The organism is Ensifer sp. EB106-03-01-XG145 (assembly GCF_058792075.1).
Genome location: NZ_JBYTEC010000021.1, coordinates 35,721 through 52,389, shown reverse-complemented (window position 1 = coordinate 52,389; position 16,669 = coordinate 35,721). Strand labels below are relative to the sequence as shown.

General features: G+C 63.5%; 19 protein-coding genes. 9 read left to right on the top strand and 10 right to left on the bottom strand.

From position 1 onward, the window contains the following. Window positions 1–113 precede the first annotated feature (113 nt). Complete coding sequence (locus tag AC3WWH_RS29625; RefSeq protein WP_058323259.1) at window positions 114–566, bottom strand: hypothetical protein; 453 nt, start codon at window positions 564–566, stop codon at window positions 114–116. Between the two features lie 259 nt (window positions 567–825). On the opposite strand from AC3WWH_RS29625, the gene AC3WWH_RS29620 reads away from it, so the two are divergent. Continuing rightward, window positions 826–1,416, top strand: coding sequence for a VOC family protein (locus tag AC3WWH_RS29620; protein ID WP_058323258.1), 591 nt, complete (start codon window positions 826–828; stop codon window positions 1,414–1,416). A 93-nt stretch (window positions 1,417–1,509) separates the two neighbouring features. Continuing rightward, complete coding sequence (locus tag AC3WWH_RS29615) at window positions 1,510–2,199, top strand: glutathione S-transferase family protein (RefSeq protein WP_057251645.1); 690 nt, start codon at window positions 1,510–1,512, stop codon at window positions 2,197–2,199. Window positions 2,200–2,227: 28 nt separating this feature from the next. Here the strand turns inward: AC3WWH_RS29615 and AC3WWH_RS29610 are convergent, their stop codons facing one another. The 3 genes from AC3WWH_RS29610 to phnF all read right to left on the bottom strand — a co-directional run bounded on the left by AC3WWH_RS29610 (window position 2,228) and on the right by phnF (window position 5,174). Next, the gene (locus AC3WWH_RS29610; protein ID WP_058323257.1) at window positions 2,228–2,854 is read right to left on the bottom strand and encodes a hypothetical protein; all 627 of its coding nucleotides are present in this window, start codon (window positions 2,852–2,854) and stop codon (window positions 2,228–2,230) included. Window positions 2,855–2,887: 33 nt separating this feature from the next. Further along, on the bottom strand, window positions 2,888–4,282 hold the full coding sequence (locus AC3WWH_RS29605; protein WP_058323256.1) for a selenium-binding family protein: 1,395 nt from the start codon (window positions 4,280–4,282) through the stop codon (window positions 2,888–2,890). A 160-nt stretch (window positions 4,283–4,442) separates the two neighbouring features. After that, entirely contained in the window at window positions 4,443–5,174 is a 732-nt protein-coding gene (gene phnF / locus AC3WWH_RS29600; protein WP_113399475.1) for a phosphonate metabolism transcriptional regulator PhnF, read from the bottom strand. 90 nt (window positions 5,175–5,264) lie between these two features. Between phnF and phnG the strand changes: the two genes are divergently transcribed. Genes phnG through AC3WWH_RS29585 form a run of 3 tightly spaced genes read left to right on the top strand, consistent with a single transcriptional unit; the run spans window position 5,265 to window position 7,450 of the window. Continuing rightward, on the top strand, window positions 5,265–5,729 hold the full coding sequence (phnG, locus tag AC3WWH_RS29595) for a phosphonate C-P lyase system protein PhnG (protein ID WP_113399466.1): 465 nt from the start codon (window positions 5,265–5,267) through the stop codon (window positions 5,727–5,729). Then, a complete protein-coding gene (gene phnH, locus AC3WWH_RS29590; RefSeq protein ID WP_113399465.1) occupies window positions 5,729–6,337 on the top strand; it encodes a phosphonate C-P lyase system protein PhnH in 609 nt (202 codons plus the stop codon). The genes phnG and phnH overlap by 1 nt, the downstream gene beginning before the upstream one ends. A 3-nt stretch (window positions 6,338–6,340) precedes the next feature. Then, the gene (locus tag AC3WWH_RS29585; protein WP_058323253.1) at window positions 6,341–7,450 is read left to right on the top strand and encodes a carbon-phosphorus lyase complex subunit; all 1,110 of its coding nucleotides are present in this window, start codon (window positions 6,341–6,343) and stop codon (window positions 7,448–7,450) included. A 32-nt stretch (window positions 7,451–7,482) separates the two neighbouring features. Here the strand turns inward: AC3WWH_RS29585 and AC3WWH_RS29580 are convergent, their stop codons facing one another. Continuing rightward, complete coding sequence (locus AC3WWH_RS29580) at window positions 7,483–7,674, bottom strand: hypothetical protein (protein ID WP_156433146.1); 192 nt, start codon at window positions 7,672–7,674, stop codon at window positions 7,483–7,485. A 44-nt stretch (window positions 7,675–7,718) separates the two neighbouring features. On the opposite strand from AC3WWH_RS29580, the gene AC3WWH_RS29575 reads away from it, so the two are divergent. Genes AC3WWH_RS29575 through AC3WWH_RS29560 form a run of 4 tightly spaced genes read left to right on the top strand, consistent with a single transcriptional unit; the run spans window position 7,719 to window position 10,692 of the window. Continuing rightward, window positions 7,719–8,597: an alpha-D-ribose 1-methylphosphonate 5-phosphate C-P-lyase PhnJ gene (locus AC3WWH_RS29575; RefSeq protein WP_058323252.1), complete on the top strand. Its 879-nt coding sequence runs from the start codon at window positions 7,719–7,721 to the stop codon at window positions 8,595–8,597. Then, complete coding sequence (gene phnK / locus AC3WWH_RS29570) at window positions 8,594–9,370, top strand: phosphonate C-P lyase system protein PhnK (protein ID WP_058323251.1); 777 nt, start codon at window positions 8,594–8,596, stop codon at window positions 9,368–9,370. Before AC3WWH_RS29575 ends, phnK begins: the two co-directional genes overlap by 4 nt. A gap of 3 nt (window positions 9,371–9,373) precedes the next feature. After that, a complete protein-coding gene (gene phnL, locus AC3WWH_RS29565) occupies window positions 9,374–10,081 on the top strand; it encodes a phosphonate C-P lyase system protein PhnL (RefSeq protein ID WP_113399464.1) in 708 nt (235 codons plus the stop codon). Further along, window positions 10,078–10,692 (top strand): DapH/DapD/GlmU-related protein, encoded by a 615-nt coding sequence (locus tag AC3WWH_RS29560; protein ID WP_058323249.1) that lies wholly within the window; start codon window positions 10,078–10,080, stop codon window positions 10,690–10,692. Before phnL ends, AC3WWH_RS29560 begins: the two co-directional genes overlap by 4 nt. Before the next feature lie 59 nt (window positions 10,693–10,751). On the opposite strand, the gene AC3WWH_RS29555 is transcribed toward AC3WWH_RS29560, so the two are convergent. The 5 genes from AC3WWH_RS29555 to AC3WWH_RS29535 form a co-directional block, all read right to left on the bottom strand. Then, window positions 10,752–11,348, bottom strand: coding sequence for a DUF922 domain-containing Zn-dependent protease (locus AC3WWH_RS29555; RefSeq protein WP_492377362.1), 597 nt, complete (start codon window positions 11,346–11,348; stop codon window positions 10,752–10,754). A gap of 186 nt (window positions 11,349–11,534) precedes the next feature. After that, on the bottom strand, window positions 11,535–12,059 hold the full coding sequence (locus AC3WWH_RS29550) for a DUF992 domain-containing protein (protein ID WP_057251657.1): 525 nt from the start codon (window positions 12,057–12,059) through the stop codon (window positions 11,535–11,537). Window positions 12,060–12,414: 355 nt separating this feature from the next. Continuing rightward, window positions 12,415–14,133: a dihydroxyacetone kinase family protein gene (locus AC3WWH_RS29545; protein WP_058323247.1), complete on the bottom strand. Its 1,719-nt coding sequence runs from the start codon at window positions 14,131–14,133 to the stop codon at window positions 12,415–12,417. A 13-nt stretch (window positions 14,134–14,146) separates the two neighbouring features. Then, window positions 14,147–15,085, bottom strand: a complete 939-nt coding sequence (locus AC3WWH_RS29540) for a sugar phosphate isomerase/epimerase family protein (RefSeq protein WP_492377361.1) — start codon at window positions 15,083–15,085, stop codon at window positions 14,147–14,149. A gap of 44 nt (window positions 15,086–15,129) precedes the next feature. Further along, window positions 15,130–16,668, bottom strand: a complete 1,539-nt coding sequence (locus tag AC3WWH_RS29535) for a tripartite tricarboxylate transporter permease (protein ID WP_113399462.1) — start codon at window positions 16,666–16,668, stop codon at window positions 15,130–15,132. Window position 16,669 lies beyond the last annotated feature (1 nt).

Genomic DNA, 16,669 nt, shown 5'->3' with positions numbered 1-16,669 from the left:
CTCCGTCCGCCCCTTCGGATGTTGCAACCGGAAGATAGGGAGGTTCGCACGGAAAATCAAAACACGCGTATCGGGGCAAGCGTCTTTGTCGGCCCGCGTCAGGACATCAGTACCTAGATCCGTTGCATCTCGATCGGCGCCGGCTGATGACGCCAGTTCGTAGCAGGCAGCCCTCTTTCGAAGGTCGCGCGAATGGACAATGGCCTGCCTGTTGCCTGCGAAACCACCATGAACATCTGCAATTCAGGGCCACGCCGAACGAACTGAATTCCGAAATGCTTGCCGCCATAGGCGCCAGCGACTGTGGACTTCCACTGCCCGGTCCCTGCGGCAAGCTCGAGGTCCAAAAAGTTCTCGACGTTCATGACGGCCTGCCAGCCGTTGTTGCTCGTGACCGTCAGCAGGTCGCCATGTCTTACGATGCCGATGTAGCACTGATCGCAACGGCCGGCCGTCGAAGTCAGTTGCCGCCATTGCCCCGCAAAGGCAGAGCCGTCCGCCCGCGCCGCGCCTGCAAGCGAAAAAGACAACAGGCAGACAACACCGACTCCCCAGAGAAACTTCACACTTCAACTCCCTGATTGTTCCCAGACATCAGACCGTTTGGAGCGTTGACGACACATTCACTGATTGCACAATACACACACAGCAACCCAGAAGAAAATAGTTGAGATGTCGGATGCTTTCCGACCGCTTTGCGGGCAGCTTGCCCCCGCATTGGCGCTTGCCTTCTTGCCGCGACGGACGACAATCGAGTGGAGCGGAAAAGGGTGAAACCAGATCCCGTTTCGTCCTGTGTCCTCCGCTTCACCTGGGAGGCCTTCGATGCGAAAACTGCAGTCGCAAGGGGTTCATCACATCACGCTCGTCGGCGCCGACCGACAGACGTCGATCGATTTCTGGGAGGGGCTTCTCGGCATGCCCTTCATTTTCGAGCAGCCGAATCTCGACCGGGCGAGCGAAAGCCATCTCTATTTCGACCCGGGCGATGGCCGCCTGATCACCATCTTCACCGACGAGAACCGCAAGCCCGATCCCGAGCGAACCCCGACGGAGATCGGCTGTGTGCACCACATCGCCTTTGCCGTTTCGCGCGCGACCTTCACCCAGGCGGTGGAGCGGCTCGACGAGCGAAGTATCCGGCACAGCGGCGTCAAGGACCGCGGTTTCATGGACTCGATCTATTTCGAGGACCCGCTTGGGCTGCTGGTCGAGCTTGCCTCCTATCGCTTCGAGCCACCACCGGGCCACAGCCACGCCGAGGTGCTGATGGAAGCACACAAGGTCAGGGTCGCACGCGGCGACTACAATATCGCCGAAGTGCACCTGGCCGATGCGATCGAGACACTGATCGAGCGCGCACGGCCAACGCTGTCGTCCGACCGGGAGCCGAAGGATCCTTATCGGCCGCGATAAAGCGCGTCGTGGTCCACGCCTGTCGTTCAACGCACGCGACCGCGCCGGCGAGCGAGCCGGAACTGCGGGATCGCGAGCAAAGGGAGGAGTGACATGCCTGCAATCAAGCTCAACGTGATCAAGCCCAGCGTCAACAACATGACGGCGCGCGTCTTCCTGAGGGCAGCCAAGCTCGACTTCAGCGAACAGGATGTCTACGGCCAGACCCGGACGGCCGAATACCTGGCGAAGGCACCGTCGCATCTGACACCGATGGTGGAGACTGCGGACCTGCCCAAGGGAGCCCTATGGGAGAGTTGCGCGATCATGCAGTATCTCTGCAACAAGCACGGGCTCGACGAATTCTATCCGAGGGACCCCGAGGCCCGCGCCATGATCGATAGCGCGATGTTCTATCTGATCGGCACCTTCTACCCCTATCTCGCCCGGGCCACCTATCCGGCACTGAACTTCCCGCTCTATCCGGGCGAAGTTGGTTGCAGCGATGCGGATGCGGAGACCAAGGAGAAGGCGCGCCGCGCAGCAGTCGAAGCGCTTGCCGAGCCGCTCGACGTCTTTCGGGCGTTCTATATCGGCGACAAACCCTTCATCGGTGGCTCCACCCCCTCGATCGCTGACATCAGGCTTGCGGCGACCCTCGAATTCCTGGCGGCAATCGACTACTCGCTGCCGGACTGGGCGAAGACCTACGTCGCCAACATGGAAAAGACGCTCGGCAATGCCTACACCGAACCGGCGACCGATGTGCGCGGCTACATCAGTTACGTGAAGGCCCAAAGGTAGACGCTCCGCCGGCTGCCACGTAGCAGGCTCATTGAACGAGAAGCACGATACCGGTTGCACCCAGCGCCAGCGTCCAGAGGCGATCGAAGTTGATCCACGCCGAGCGGAGTGCCGCAAGGCCGAGCCATTCGAAGACGGCGAGCGCGACCGCGGCGACGACGGCCAGCATTGCTGCGCCATGAACCGCAACGGCGGCGAGCGCGACGGGAAGCGAACCTGCGATTGCGAGATCCCCGGGACTATCCGCCACGCAGAGGCTGAGGACCGCCGGCACCAGCATCAGGCCCGCCCCGTGGCTCGTCGCCATCAGGAAGGACCAGAGGCCAAGGCCGGCCATGCTGGCGCGCATGCCAACTCTCGCCCGATGGCGGTGTCCGTAAAGCGCGCCGTAGGCGGCGACGCTGAGTATGAGCAGCGCCGCGACAAGCCTGAAACTGTGCGGCTCCAGCGCCGCGCCGAATGTGACGACCACTGCCAGCGTCAGCGCGGCGGAGACGGCATGACCGGCAGCAATCGGAGCAAGTGACAACCACACGATCCGACGGTCCTGGCGGTGAAGTCCGAGCGCCACGGCAAAGAGCCAGCCCATCGCCGGATTGATGCCGTGAAAGGCGCCGAGGGCGGCAATCGAAAGCCACGGCCAGAACGTCGTCATTCGCCCCGACAGGACTGCACGATCGTCCCCTCCCTACGGGTAGCAATAGGAGTCGGACGAGCAGTCACCGCCTTCGAGACGGACCTGATGCGGGCGATGGCCCTTCGGCCAGTCGACGAAGAAGTTTTCGTCGAAGGTGATGCCGCCACCGTCGGCGACGTCCAGTTTGACCATCCACCCGTCGATACCTTCGGGGTAGAACTGCGGATCGATGGCACCATAGAGCGAATTGGTGAAATAGACCCGCTTGCCGTCGCGGCTGATCTCCACCATCTGCGGCCCGCCATTCAGCGCTCCGTTCTTGGCCTTCGGATGGGATGCACGCGAAACGATGCCGCCTATCCGCACACGGCCCGTCTCCTTCGGCGCAAAGGGGTCAGAAACGTCGTACTGGATCATGTCGCCGGTGCCCCAGCAGGAAACGTAGAGGAACCGGTCGTCCATCGACAGGTCGATATCGGTGACGAGCGGCGCGACAGCGCTGAAGCCCTTGAGCACAGGGGGCAGCAAATCCGGATCGGCCGGCTCCGCCGGTATCTCGATCACCTTCTTCACCGCCCATCGGTCGCCGTCGCGATACCAGGTCCAGATCGACGCCGAGAGGTCCTTGAGGCTGATGACGCAGCCGACGAAGCCATAGGCCTTGGTCGGATCATGCGCAGGCCGCAGCTCGAAGACGAGCTGGTGCTCCTCGCCGAAATCGATCTCCTGCAGGTGCTTGCGCTTGTGTAGGTCCCAGAAGTGCAGCCGGCGGCCATATTTCGAACCGAGCAGCACCTCGGGAACCAGCCCGTTTTCAAAGGTATCGGGCGTGCCCCATTCGCTGGTGATCATCGTGTCGTGACCGAGATGCCACCAGAAATCATAGGCGAGCTTCTGCGGCCCACGATCCATTTCCCATTGCCCGAGCACATCGAAGCTCTGATGATCGAGCAGGAAGATGCCGCCGGGCGCCTTGCCGTCGCGGTCGGCGAGCGCGTTGACGTAAATGCCTTCAGGCCCGCAATGGGTGGTGTGCAACCGCGAATAGTTCGCCTTCTCGGCAATTTCCGAAGGCTCGATCACGCGCACGATCTTCGGATTGCGCGGGTCCGGCTTGGTGTCGATGATGTGCAGACGGGAGGACCTCAAGCCCGGCACGATCAGATAGCGACGTTCGACATGCGGATGCGGCGCATTGGGGCAGAGACAGGACGAACAGGCGTTCCAGCCGAAATGGTGCAGCTCGTCGCCGACATTCGGCATGTCGACCTGGCCGACGATCTGCGCATAGGTTGATGACGCCGGATCGACGTCGACGACCGCAATCGCATCCGGCCGCTTCCGCTCGGGATCGAACGCCGCCACATAGGCGAGCGTTTCCTTGGGAGCCTTGGCCGCCATGCGCGGTGATGGATAGAAGGAAGGATCGGGTCGCCACGTCGCCATTGCCATTCTCCCCTACGAGAATTCTAAATGCGCGGTTCCTGATGCAGGTTCCGGTCATGCGGCAAAAACGCGTCGGAAATGCGGCCTATCCGCCACATTTCCCCGATGAGGTGCTTGAGGCCGGGTGCGGATCCTGTCGCCGTGGGTAGCCGGCCGCGTTCTATGTCTCAATCCGCAGCTTCATCCGGTCAGCGGCGAAACGGGTGAGGGAATACTCCACCGGGGAGCCGTCGAGATCGGCGTTGAGCGACTGCGCCTCAAGCACGATCGCACCCGGCGAGAGCTTCAGCATCGAAAGCTCCTCCGCGTCGGCATGCCGGGCGACGATCTCGGTCGAGGCACGGACATAGTCATCCAAGCCGTGGGCGGCGAAAGCCTTGGTGACGGAATGCAGCCGTTCGAATTCTTCGGCCATGCGCGGAAAACGATGCGCAGGATAATAGCTTGAGGATACAGACAGCGGCCGGCCATCGCCGCTGCTGACGGTCTTGAGCTCGATCACCGTATCGCCCGGCGCAATGTCGAGCGCCTTTGCGATCTCGCCGCTTGCCGGCAATTCGGCGTGGCCGAGCAGCCTCGTGCCGATCTCCTTCACTTGGCGACCGAGCCCTTGCGAGAACCGCGTGCGCTTCGAGATCGGGTAGCTCACCCTTTCCTTGCGCTCGATCATCGTGCCGCGTCCCTGGACCGCGCGCACCAGTCCCTCTTCGGCAAGAGCCGCAAGCGCGCTTCTGACCGTATGCCGGTTGACGCCGAATTCGCCCGCAAGCACCGTCTCAGGCGGCACCATGCCGGCCGCATCGTAGTCGCCATTGCTGATTGCCAGGCGGATCCGGTCGGCGATCTGCCGCCACAGAGCGACGCCGGTCTGGCGCTCAACCACTTTTCGCATTGCCATGTCACAAGCCTGTCATTTGCGGACGTTATGGAAAAGTATAAGATGTACAGTTGTCTAGATCAATAGACATTTGAGGTGAAAATGATGGATGCGAAGCTGAAACAAAGCCCGCCGGATCCGGCGCGCAAGAAAGCCATGGGACTGCTCGCTCGCGCGACCCTCGACGAGCTGAATGCTGCCTGGGAAGCGCTCGCCGACAAGCCGGACGTTCATCCGGTTCGCGGTCCGGAGACCGGCCTCGTCATGGTGCGTGGCCGCATCGGTGGCGGTGGCGATCCCTTCAATCTCGGCGAGGCGACGGTCTCGCGCGCGACCATCCGCCTTTCGAGCGGCGAGATCGGCCACGGGCAGCTGCTCTGTGCGGACCGGCAGCGCGCGCGGCTTGCAGCGATCTTCGACGCACTCGCCCAGCGCGAGGACGGTCGCGCGAACGTCGATGCTCTGCTTCACCAAGTGGCGGACCGGCTGGCGCTGGAAGAACGCCGCAAGGCCGAAGAGACTGCAGCAACCCGCGTCGACTTTTTCACCATGGTCCGGGGAGACGACTGATGGCCAGCCAATCGCAGATTTACGCCGGCGCCTTCGCAGATCCAGTCTTTGCCGCCCAATCCGTCTTCCGCGACCTGATGGACGGTTTTGCCCGCCCGGGCACGACCATGCGCCTCAAGGCGATGAGCACGCCCCCCGCTCCGCTCGGTGCTGCCGCCGGCGCGGTGGCGCTTACGCTTTGCGACCATGATACGCCTGTCTGGCTGACGCCGGCGCTCGGAAAATCGGCCGTTCCGCGATGGGTCGCTTTCCATACGGGCGCCTCGGTGACCACCAGCAAGACCGAAGCCCGATTCGCCTTCGTCGAAAAAGGCGCTGCCTTCCCAGGTTTCGACCTGTTCTCGCTCGGCACCCAGGAATACCCGGATCGATCGACGACGCTCGTCATCGAAATCGAGGCGCTGACCGGCGGCCCGTTGCTGACCGCCAAGGGTCCCGGCATCAAGGACGAGACGGACTTTGCCGTGAAGGGCCTGCCCGACGTCTTCCTCGAATTCTGGACCGCCAACCGCGCAATCTTCCCGCGCGGCGTCGATCTCGTGCTGACGGCTGGAGAAGACCTGCTCTGCCTGCCGCGCACAACCCGTCTTTCGCAGAAGGAGGCGTAATCCATGTACGTAGCCGTCAAGGGGGGGGAAGCCGCCATTGCCAATGCCCACCGCCTTCTCGCCGACCGCCGTCGCGGCGACCGCGACCTGCCGTCGATCACCATCGAACAGGTGGTCGAGCAGCTCGGCCTTGCCGTCGATCGGGTGATGGCGGAAGCCTCGCTCTATGATCGCGCGCTTGCGGCTCTAGCAGTTCGCCAGGCACGGGGCGACATGATCGAAGCGATCTTCATCCTGCGCGCCTACCGCACGACGCTGCCACGCTTCGGTTACTCGGAACCGGTCGACACCGCTAACATGAAGGTCGAACGCCGCGTATCGGCGACCTACAAGGATCTGCCCGGCGGACAATTGCTCGGCCCGACATTCGACTATACCCACCGCCTGCTCGACCCGTCGCTGATCGCCGACGAGAGCGTCGCCGAACCGGCGGTCAAGGAACCCGGCGAACATGTGATGCGCGTCTCCGACATTCTCGACGGCGAGGGCCTGATCGAGGGCGACGGCCAGATGCCCGAAGGTCATGTCATGGGCGACCTTACCCGCGAGCCGATGGAGTTTCCGATGGCCCGCGACCTGCGCCTGCAGGCGCTCGCCCGCGGCGACGAAGGCTTCCTCCTGGCGCTCGCCTATTCCACCCAGCGCGGCTATGGCCGCACCCACCCCTTCGTCGGCGAAGTCCGCATCGGCGAGGTGGAGGTCGAACTGGACCTGCCCGAGCTCGGCTTTGCCGTCTCGCTCGGCACGATCCGCGTCACCGAATGCCAGATGGTCAACCAGTTCATGGGTTCGGCCAAGCAGCCGCCCCAGTTCACTCGCGGCTACGGCCTCGTTTTCGGCCAGAGTGAACGCAAGGCGATGTCGATGTCGCTGGTCGACCGGGCGCTCAGGACCGACGAGTTCAGCGAGGACATCGTAGCACCCGCCCAGGATCAGGAATTCGTCATCTCGCATGCCGATAACGTCCAGGCGACCGGCTTTGTCGAGCACCTGAAGCTGCCGCACTATGTCGACTTCCAGGCGGAACTCGATCTCGTTCGCCGCATGCGCCGCGACTACGAGGCGGCCAACGCCGGCGACACGGCGAAGGAACAACGGGAGGCGGCCGAATGATCGGGCAAACCGCATGGACGCACGGTGACCGTTCAGTCGCCGCCGCCATCTCCACCGCCGCAATCGCCGCCACTGTCACCGGCAAAGACGACACCGGCATCGCCGGAACCATCGTCCTTGCGCGCCTTGGCGTCCGGCTCGCGCCGGGCATTGCGGGCGGCCCAGAACAGGGCGGCCACCACCACCGCGACGGTCACAACCACCCAGAAAACTATCTCGCTCAAATCCTGACCCCATCCGCGGTCGACACACTCAAGGGTAATCGGCGATGAACGATCTTGCTACTTATAATTTCGCCTATCTGGACGAACAGACGAAACGCATGATCCGCCGCGCCATCCTGAAGGCGATCGCGATCCCCGGCTACCAGGTCCCCTTCGCCTCACGCGAAATGCCGATGCCCTATGGCTGGGGCACCGGCGGCGTCCAGGTCACCGCCTCGATCCTCGGGCCGGAGGACGTGCTGAAGGTCATCGACCAGGGCGCCGACGACACCACCAACGCCGTCTCGATCCGCGCCTTCTTCCAGAAGGTCGCCAATGTCGCCGTCACCACCCGGACGAAGGAGGCGACGATCATCCAGACGCGCCACCGTATTCCGGAGGAAAAGCTCTCGGAAGGCCAGACGCTCGTCTACCAGGTACCGATCCCGGAGCCCCTGCGTTTCCTCGAACCGCGCGAGACCGAAACACGCAAGATGCATGCGCTCGAGGAATACGGGCTGATGCATGTGAAGCTCTACGAGGACATCGCCCGCAACGGCCACATCGCCACGACCTATGCCTATCCGGTCAAGGTCGAGGGCCGTTACGTCATGGACCCTTCGCCGACACCGAAATTCGACAATCCGAAGATGCACATGTCGGAAGCGCTGCAGCTCTTCGGCGCCGGCCGCGAAAAGCGCATATATGCCGTACCGCCCTACACCGACGTCGTCAGCCTCGACTTCGACGACCATCCCTTCGAGATCCAGAGCTTCGACAAGCCCTGTGCACTCTGTGGTGCGGAGGACGTCTATCTGGACGAGGTCATTCTCGACGACAAAGGCGGGCGCATGTTCGTCTGCTCCGACACCGATCACTGCGAAGACCGCCGCGCCTGCGGCCATGCAGGTCACATGCTCGCCCGCCAGGAGGCCGCAGAATGAGTACCCTCCCGCTTCTGAAAGTGAACGACCTCTCGAAGTTCTACGGAAGCCGCATCGGCTGCCGCAACGTCTCTTTCGAGCTTTATGCGGGCGAAGTGCTCGCCATCGTCGGCGAATCCGGCTCCGGCAAGACGACGTTGCTCTCGTGCCTCTCGACCCGGCTGATGCCGACCTCGGGTATCGTCGAGTACCACATGCGCGACGGTCAGTACCGTGATCTTGCCCGCATGGGCGAAGCGGAACGCCGCTTCCTGATGCGCACCGACTGGGGCTTCGTTCATCAGAACCCGGCCGATGGCCTGCGCATGACGGTCTCGGCCGGCGCCAATGTCGGCGAGCGGCTGATGGCCGTCGGCGATCGTCACTATGGCAACATTCGCGCCACCGCCAGCGACTGGCTGGAGCGAGTGGAGATCGGCGTCGATCGCATCGACGACCAGCCGCGCGCCTTCTCCGGCGGCATGCGCCAGCGCCTGCAGATCGCCCGCAACCTCGTCACCTCCCCACGCCTCGTCTTCATGGACGAGCCGACCGGCGGTCTCGACGTGTCGGTGCAGGCACGCTTGCTCGACCTGGTGCGCGGGCTCGTGCATGACCTCGGCCTTGCCGCTGTTATCGTCACCCACGACCTTGCCGTCGCCCGCCTGCTTTCACACCGCATGATGGTGATGAAGGATGGCGCAGTCATCGAACAGGGACTGACCGACCGGGTGCTCGACGATCCGCGCGAGCCCTATACCCAGCTCCTCGTCTCCTCGATCTTGCAGGTGTAAATCATGGCTACGCCCCTCGTTGTTTCCGAAGTTGCAAAAAGCTTCACCATGCACCTGCGCGACGGCGTCCGCCGGCCCGTCGTCGCCAACGTCTCCTTCTCGGTCAAGGCAGGCGAGTGCGTTGTTCTCGGCGGCCCCTCCGGCGTCGGCAAGAGCTCGATCCTGAAAATGCTCTACGGCAATTACGGCGTGGACGAAGGCCAGATCCTGATGGATCACGACGGCAAGCTGGTAAACCTGGCAACGGCCGAGCCGCGCACCCTGCTTGAGGTCCGGCGCACGACGCTCGGCTATGTCAGCCAGTTCCTGCGTGTCGTGCCCCGTGTCTCCGCTCTCGACATCGTCGCGGAACCCTTGCAGGCCCGCGGCACCCCGATCGAAGAGGCGCGTGCGCACGCGGCGGAACTCTTAAGCAAGCTCAACCTGCCGCGCGAACTCTGGAGCCTGCCACCAGCCACCTTCTCCGGCGGCGAGCAGCAGCGCGTCAACATCGCCCGCGGCTTCATCACCGACCACAGGATCCTGCTGCTCGACGAGCCGACCGCATCGCTCGACGCCAAGAACAGGGCCGTCGTCGTCGAACTGATCGCTGAGAAGAAGGCGAAGGGTACGGCGCTGATCGGCATCTTCCACGATGAGGAGGTCCGCGACGCCGTTGCCGACCGCATTCTCGACGTCTCGGCCTTCTCGCCGCGAAAGGCCGCCGCATGAGCCAGAAGCTCGGGCTCGAGCCCTTCATCCACCCGACGGCGAGCGTCAACAAATCGACGCTCGGCCGCTACACCGAAGTGCAGGAGCGTTCGCGGCTCGACGAAGTCGAGTTTGGCGACTACTCCTACATCATGCAGGACGGTTCGATCTGGTGCGCGACGATCGGCAAGTTCGTGAACATCGCCGCCGCCGTGCGCATCAACGCCACCAACCACCCGACCTGGCGCGCGACGCTGCACCACTTCACCTATCGCGCGCCGAACTATTGGGACGACACCGATCTCGACCACGACCTCTTCGCCTGGCGACGATCGAACCGGGTGACGATCGGTCACGACGTCTGGATCGGCCACGGCGCCACCATCCTGCCTGGCGTCACCGTCGGCAATGGCGCGGTGATCGGCGCCGGCGCCGTCGTCTCCAAGGATGTCGAGCCCTACACCATCGTCGGCGGCGTGCCCGCCAAGCTCATCCGCGCTCGCTTCAACGAAGGCATCGGCGAGCGCATGGACGCGCTTTCCTGGTGGGACTGGGACCACCAGCGCCTCCGCCGCGCGCTCGATGACTTCCGCGAACTGACGGCCGAGGAGTTCCTTGTGCGTTATGCGTGAGCGTTTGATTGAACCCGGACATGCCGGGTTGTTCTGCATCCTCCTCGCAAGGTCCCTGGCTACGGCCCGTTCACAAGCCTCAAGATAAGCTGGTGAATATTGCCGCCATCCGTCAGCTCAACCTGGTCGAAGTCGCCGCTGCGCTGGCGTTGTGCCTGCGAGAGCGCGCCGAGGCGCTTGGTCATTTCGGTCCTGATCTTGCGGCACTTCGGATCATTGGGGACGGTGAGCCCCAAGGTCGCGCCTTCGATCGCGCGCACCATTTCCTTGATGAAATCCCCGTGCACGAGTTCGTGCTTGCGCACCCCGTCGATGAAGATGTCCCAGTTTTCGCGTGTGCCCGCAGGCAGAGGCTTCGCGGGCTTCGGCAGGGTATAGGTGATGATCAGCTTCGGCTTTGCCGTCGTCAGCACGCAGGCGCCTGCCTGTTCTTCGTACTTCCGCGTCCAGGTCAGCTTGAAATTGGTATGGGCGATCGCCCGGCCAAGTCCGGCCTTCGGCCCGCGCTCGCCGATCGACGCATAAAGGTCCGCGCCCGTCTGCCCTTCGATGGCATAGGGCGCTTCCTTCTCGACCGCCTGCCACTCGGCAAACGCACAGCGCGGCGTGGACGCGAAGCAAAGGGCAACCACACCCAGACAAAGGCTTTTGTTCAATCCAAACCTCGACGTTCGCCCCTTACGGCGCACAACTTTACCAGCCTTCCTTAAACGGGAATCGGCGGATGGCAACAGTTCAAATGCAAAGGCACCGCAGCCCAATCTGAGCCGCGGTGCCCTTGTCGTTTATGCGATCGTGTCGGGCCAGTTGCGGGAGGGGTCAACAGGCCGACGATAACGACCTTAGTTGACGGCAGTCAGCGTCATCGATGTGCCGGTTGCCGCAAGGTTGAGGCCGATCTGGCCGGTCACGCTGACCGTCTGCAGATGGATCGAACCGGAAGTGCCGCCGACGAGGATGTTGGCGCCGATGCCGGCGCCGACCGTCGCTTCGGCAGTTGCACCCTGATAGAGGCCACCGAGCGAGCCGCGGTGGTAGCCAGCGGTCGGTGCAAACACCGCCCAGATCAGCCGGCTCTGCGTCGTGAAGCCGACATCGACACCCATCTTGCGGATGGCGCCGGCGTAGTGGTCGGAAGCCTCAGCCCCCATCGTCGAGCGGAAGACGCAATCGACTTCCTTGGCAGAACCGAGCACATAGCCGACGCCGCCGGCGATGTTGCAATCGAGGTAGCCGATCTTGACGCCGTTGCTGGTGTCCGGCTCCGGTTGCGGTTGTACTGTCGCGAGATCGGCTGCGTTTGCGGCCATCGCACCAGCGAGAACCAGAGACGCTGCGGACACCTTCACGGCAAAACTCTTTTTCATTCTTGTCTCCTTCTCGGAACTTCAGAAATCATTGGCAGTTAACCGGCGGCACACGAACTCAAGCACTTAGCGCACGCTGCAGGAAAGACGAGGCATAGCCCGCGATCCGGCAATTCCGTGGCAGATATTCGTTAGCCGAGAAAATTGATGGGGTTTCCCCAACAATGACCGGAGATTGTGTTGAAAAAGCCACGGCCGACGGTATCGGCACGCCGTCCCGGAAGCCAGAACCGCACCGACGGGAGCAATTCGGCGAGAAAACGGGCGGTTCGCGCGCGCGAAAGGAAAGAGAGAGAGAGAGAGAGAGAGAGACGATCGGGCGGCACTGCGGCCACCCGATCGGAAGATTGAGGGCTCAGGCCATCGCCGATTGCAGCAGGAACCCGCCGGCAATTCGCGCCGTCAACGCCAGCGAGATGGCGCCGGCATCGGGGTGACCGATGCTCTTTTCGGCGAGCGGACGGGCGCGGCCAAGCTTCGGCGTCAGGCTGGAAGTCGCCTCTGCGGCGGCGGTCGCGGCCTTGGCGGCAGCCTGCCACGCCTCGATCAGACGCTTGCCGGCGGCAAACTCACGCTCCAGGGTTTCGACAAAGGGCACCAGCGCATCGACGAGAGTCTTGTCGCCGACGCGTGCACGGCCGAGGCGCGTGACGCCATCGAGGGCGCGGCGTGCGCCATCGACGATGGCGGCGTCCGAGGGCGCCGTCTCGTCGTCGAAAGCATTACTCCACGAACGCAGCAACAGACCCCAGATCGCACCCGACGTGCCGCCGGCGCGATCCGCCCAGGCATCGCCCGCCGCCGCCAGGACGCTTGCAGCGCCGGCGCCGGCCGCGACCGCCGTCTTTGCCGCCTCGTCGGCTGCGGCGGAACCGCGGCGCATGCCCTGACCGTGGTCGCCATCACCGGCGAAGGCGTCGATACGGCCGAGTTCGTCTTCCGCCTCCTTCAACGCTTCGGCAATCTCGCCAATCAGTCGGGCAATGCACTTGCCGCTCTCCTTCGAAGCATCGGATGCGGGGGCAAACATCTGCGGGCCGTCCTCGACCTTGATCTCTTCGGTCGCGGGCTCGGCCGCGATGATCGCGCCCTTGCGCAGCACCGGCGCATCGCACGGCGCGCGCCAATAGGTCTCAAGCTCATCGTTCAGCCACATCAGCGTTAGCGAGCAGCCCTGCATGTCCAGGCTGGTGACGAATTCGCCGCATTCTTGATCGACGATCTCGAGGCCGGCCGCCTTCAGTTCCTTCTCGACCGCGACCCAAAGCACGAAGAGTTCCTCGTATTTCGTCGAGCCGAGACCGTTCAGGACAGGCGCAACTTTGCGGACATCCGCCGGGCGTTCGGCCAGCAGCTTGCCGACCAGAAGCTTGGCGAACTCGCTCGCCGAAACCATCTTTTCTTCGCGGATGCCCGGCTCGCCGTGGATGCCGAGGCCAAGCGCCATCTCGCCCTTCGGCACGGCAAAGAGCGGTGCCTTGGCGCCCGGAAGCGTACAGCCGCCAAAGGCCACGCCGAAAGAAACGGTGCGGTCGTTGGCAAGGCGAGTGACGCGCTCGACCTGATCCAGGTTAAGGCCGGCTTCGGCAGCAGCGCCCGCGATCTTGAAGACCACGAGATCACCGGCAATACCGCGGCGCTTGGAAGGCGTTTCAGCGGAAGCGCTGGCTACGTCGTCCGTCACCGGCACGATGCGCACGTCGATGCCTTCAGCGCGCAGGCGCTCGGCAGCGACGCCGAAGTTCAGGACGTCACCGGCGTAGTTGCCGAAACCGAGCAGCACGCCACCGCCCTGATCGGCCTGGCGGCAGACGCGGGCAACGGCCGCGGTCGAGGGAGAAGCGAAGACATCGCCGGCAACGGCGGCATCCGCCATGCCCGGGCCGACATAGCCGGCAAAAGCGGGGTAGTGCCCGGAGCCGCCGCCGATGACGACAGCGACCTTGCCCTTCGGCACCTGGGTCGAGCGAACGACACCGCCCTTCACGAGACGGACGTTGCGCGCGTAAATCGAACTGAAGCCGGCAAGCGCGGTCGTGGCGAACTCTTCCGGTGCGTCAAAGATTGTGGTCATCGCGTCTCTTCCCTTATTCGCGAGGCAGAATGCGCCTCAGATAGTCCCGGTTGGCAGCGCTGACGGAGATGCCGTCGCCGCCGTAATGTTCGCAGAGGAACGGGCTGTTGAAGCCGTGGGCAAGCGCCATTCGGATCGCGGCGTGGTAGTTGATCACACCGAACTCCAGCGGCGCAGGATGGGTAACGATCAGGCCCGACGTTTCGTCCTCGGTGCGGTAGTAGTTCTTGACGTGCCAATACTTCGCGAAGGGAGCAACCTTGGCCATCATCTGCTGCCAGTGCTCGACCGGACGGTGCAGGCGAACGAGGTTGCCCAGATCGGCATTGATGCCGACGTTCGCCAAGCCGACATCGGTGACGAAGCGCACGGCGCTGTCTGCCGAGCCGATATAGGTATCCTCGTACATTTCGAGCGCCAGCTCGATGCCGAGTTCCTCGGCATGACGGCCAAGATCACGAATACGCTGAACGGCCTTCTGCCAGGTGGCGGGCTCGTCGGGGTTCTTGACGCCATCGACGGTCCAGAACCACAGCGCCTTCTTCTGCGCGTCAGTCAGCGAGCCAAAAAAGCCGAAGGAAACGGAGCCCGCACCGATGGCGGCCGCGGTTTCAATGACCCGGTGGCCGTAGGCAAGATACTCGTCGCCATGCTCCGGGTCGATCACGCTGCGCCGCGCAGTCGAGATCGCCGGCATGGTGAGGCCGAGGTCATGGGCGAGCTTGACGAAGCTGTCGAGCCGATCCGGCGAAAGGTCAGCAAGCCGGATCCAGCTGTCGGTGGGGTCGAGTTCGGTGAAGCCGGCATCGACCACATCGGCGAGCGTTTCTGCCCATTGCTCGACCGATTGCTCCTGCACCGAACTGCCGTCGCCCAGCACGTTTGGATATTGGATCATGGCGGCCGCGATCGGCCAGGTTTCACGGGTCCATTTGCGCAATGTGTTCGCCATGACCTTCCTCGTCGTCTCTGGATGTTGGGGGTGCGGCGGCTCCGTCAAGCCGCCGCGCTGCCGTCACCATGCGGGGCATCGGTATCGTGCTTGCGCTTGCGGACTAGGCCGATCAGTCCGAAGACAAGCGGCGACAGCAGGAGTGCAAGAGCGAGCGCCATCAGAGAGGAAACCAGCGGGTTCGACCAGAAGATATTGAGGCCGCCGCCTGAAAGCAGCATGGACTGGCGGAAGGCGTCCTCAGCTTTGTCGCCAAGCACCATGGCGAGAACCAACGGCGCCAGCGGGTACTCGAGCTTCTTGAAGACATAGCCGAGCACGCCGAAGCCGATGACCAGGAAGATGTCGGAGACCGAGTTTGCCACTTGGTAGGCGCCGGAGAAGATCACGGCGACGATAATCGGGCCGATGATCGCAAAGGGCACGCGCAGGATCGAGGCGTAGAGCGGCACGGTGGCGATCACCAGGAACACGGCGACGACGTTGCCGAGATACATCGAGGCGATCAGCCCCCAGACGAAGTCCGGCCGCTCGGTAAAGAGCATCGGGCCGGGCGTCAGACCCCAAATCATCAGGCCACCCATCATGACGGCGGCCGTTGCCGAGCCGGGGACGCCGAGCGCCAGCATCGGAAGCAGTGCCGAGGTACCGGCGGAGTGGTCAGCGGTTTCGGGTGCCACAACGCCACGCGGATCGCCCTTGCCGAACTTCGACTTGTCGCGGGCCGACCGACGGGCAACGCCGTAGCTCATGAAGGAGGCCGCCGTCGGGCCGGCGGGCGTGATGCCCATCCAGATGCCGATGATCGTCGAGCGCAGGATCGTGGACCAGTAGCGCGGGATCTCGATCAGCGTGCGGCCGATCTCGACGATCTTGACGCGCGCCTTGATGCCCTCGAAGCGCAAGCCTTCTTCCGTGGTCAGCAAGAGTTCGCCGATGCCGAAGAGGCCCATGACGGCGATCAGGAAGCTGACGCCCTTGATCAGGGTCGGGATATCGAAGGTAAGCCGCAGGTCACCGGAGATCGTGTCCATGCCGACGGAGGCAAGCGCAAAGCCGAGCATCATCGAGACGAGCGTCTTGAACGGCGATTGCGCACCCATGGAAATGAAGCTGGCGAAGGCCAGGAAATAGACCGCGAAATATTCCGGCGACGAGAAGCGCAGCGCAAAGTTCGCGACCCAGCCGGAGAGCAGCGTGATCATGACGACGCCGGCAAGCGCGCCGATGCCGGCAGACACGAAGGCGAGCGTCAGCGCTCGGCTCGCCTGGCCGGCTTTCGCCATCGGATATCCGTCGAAGGTCGTCGCCACCGACGAAGGTTCGCCGGGAATGTTGAAGAGGATCGATGTGGTCGACCCGCCGAAGAGTGCGCCCCAGTACATGCAGGAGAGCAGGATGATGGCGGAGATCGGATCCATCGAGAAGGTCAGCGGCAACAGCAGCGACACGCCGTTGGGCGCGCCAAGGCCCGGCAGCACGCCGACCAGAATGCCGAGCGTGACGCCGACCATCATCAGCAGGATATGGTTCCAGCTGAGGATGTGGCCGAAGCCATCGATCAGAAGACCGATATTTTCCATG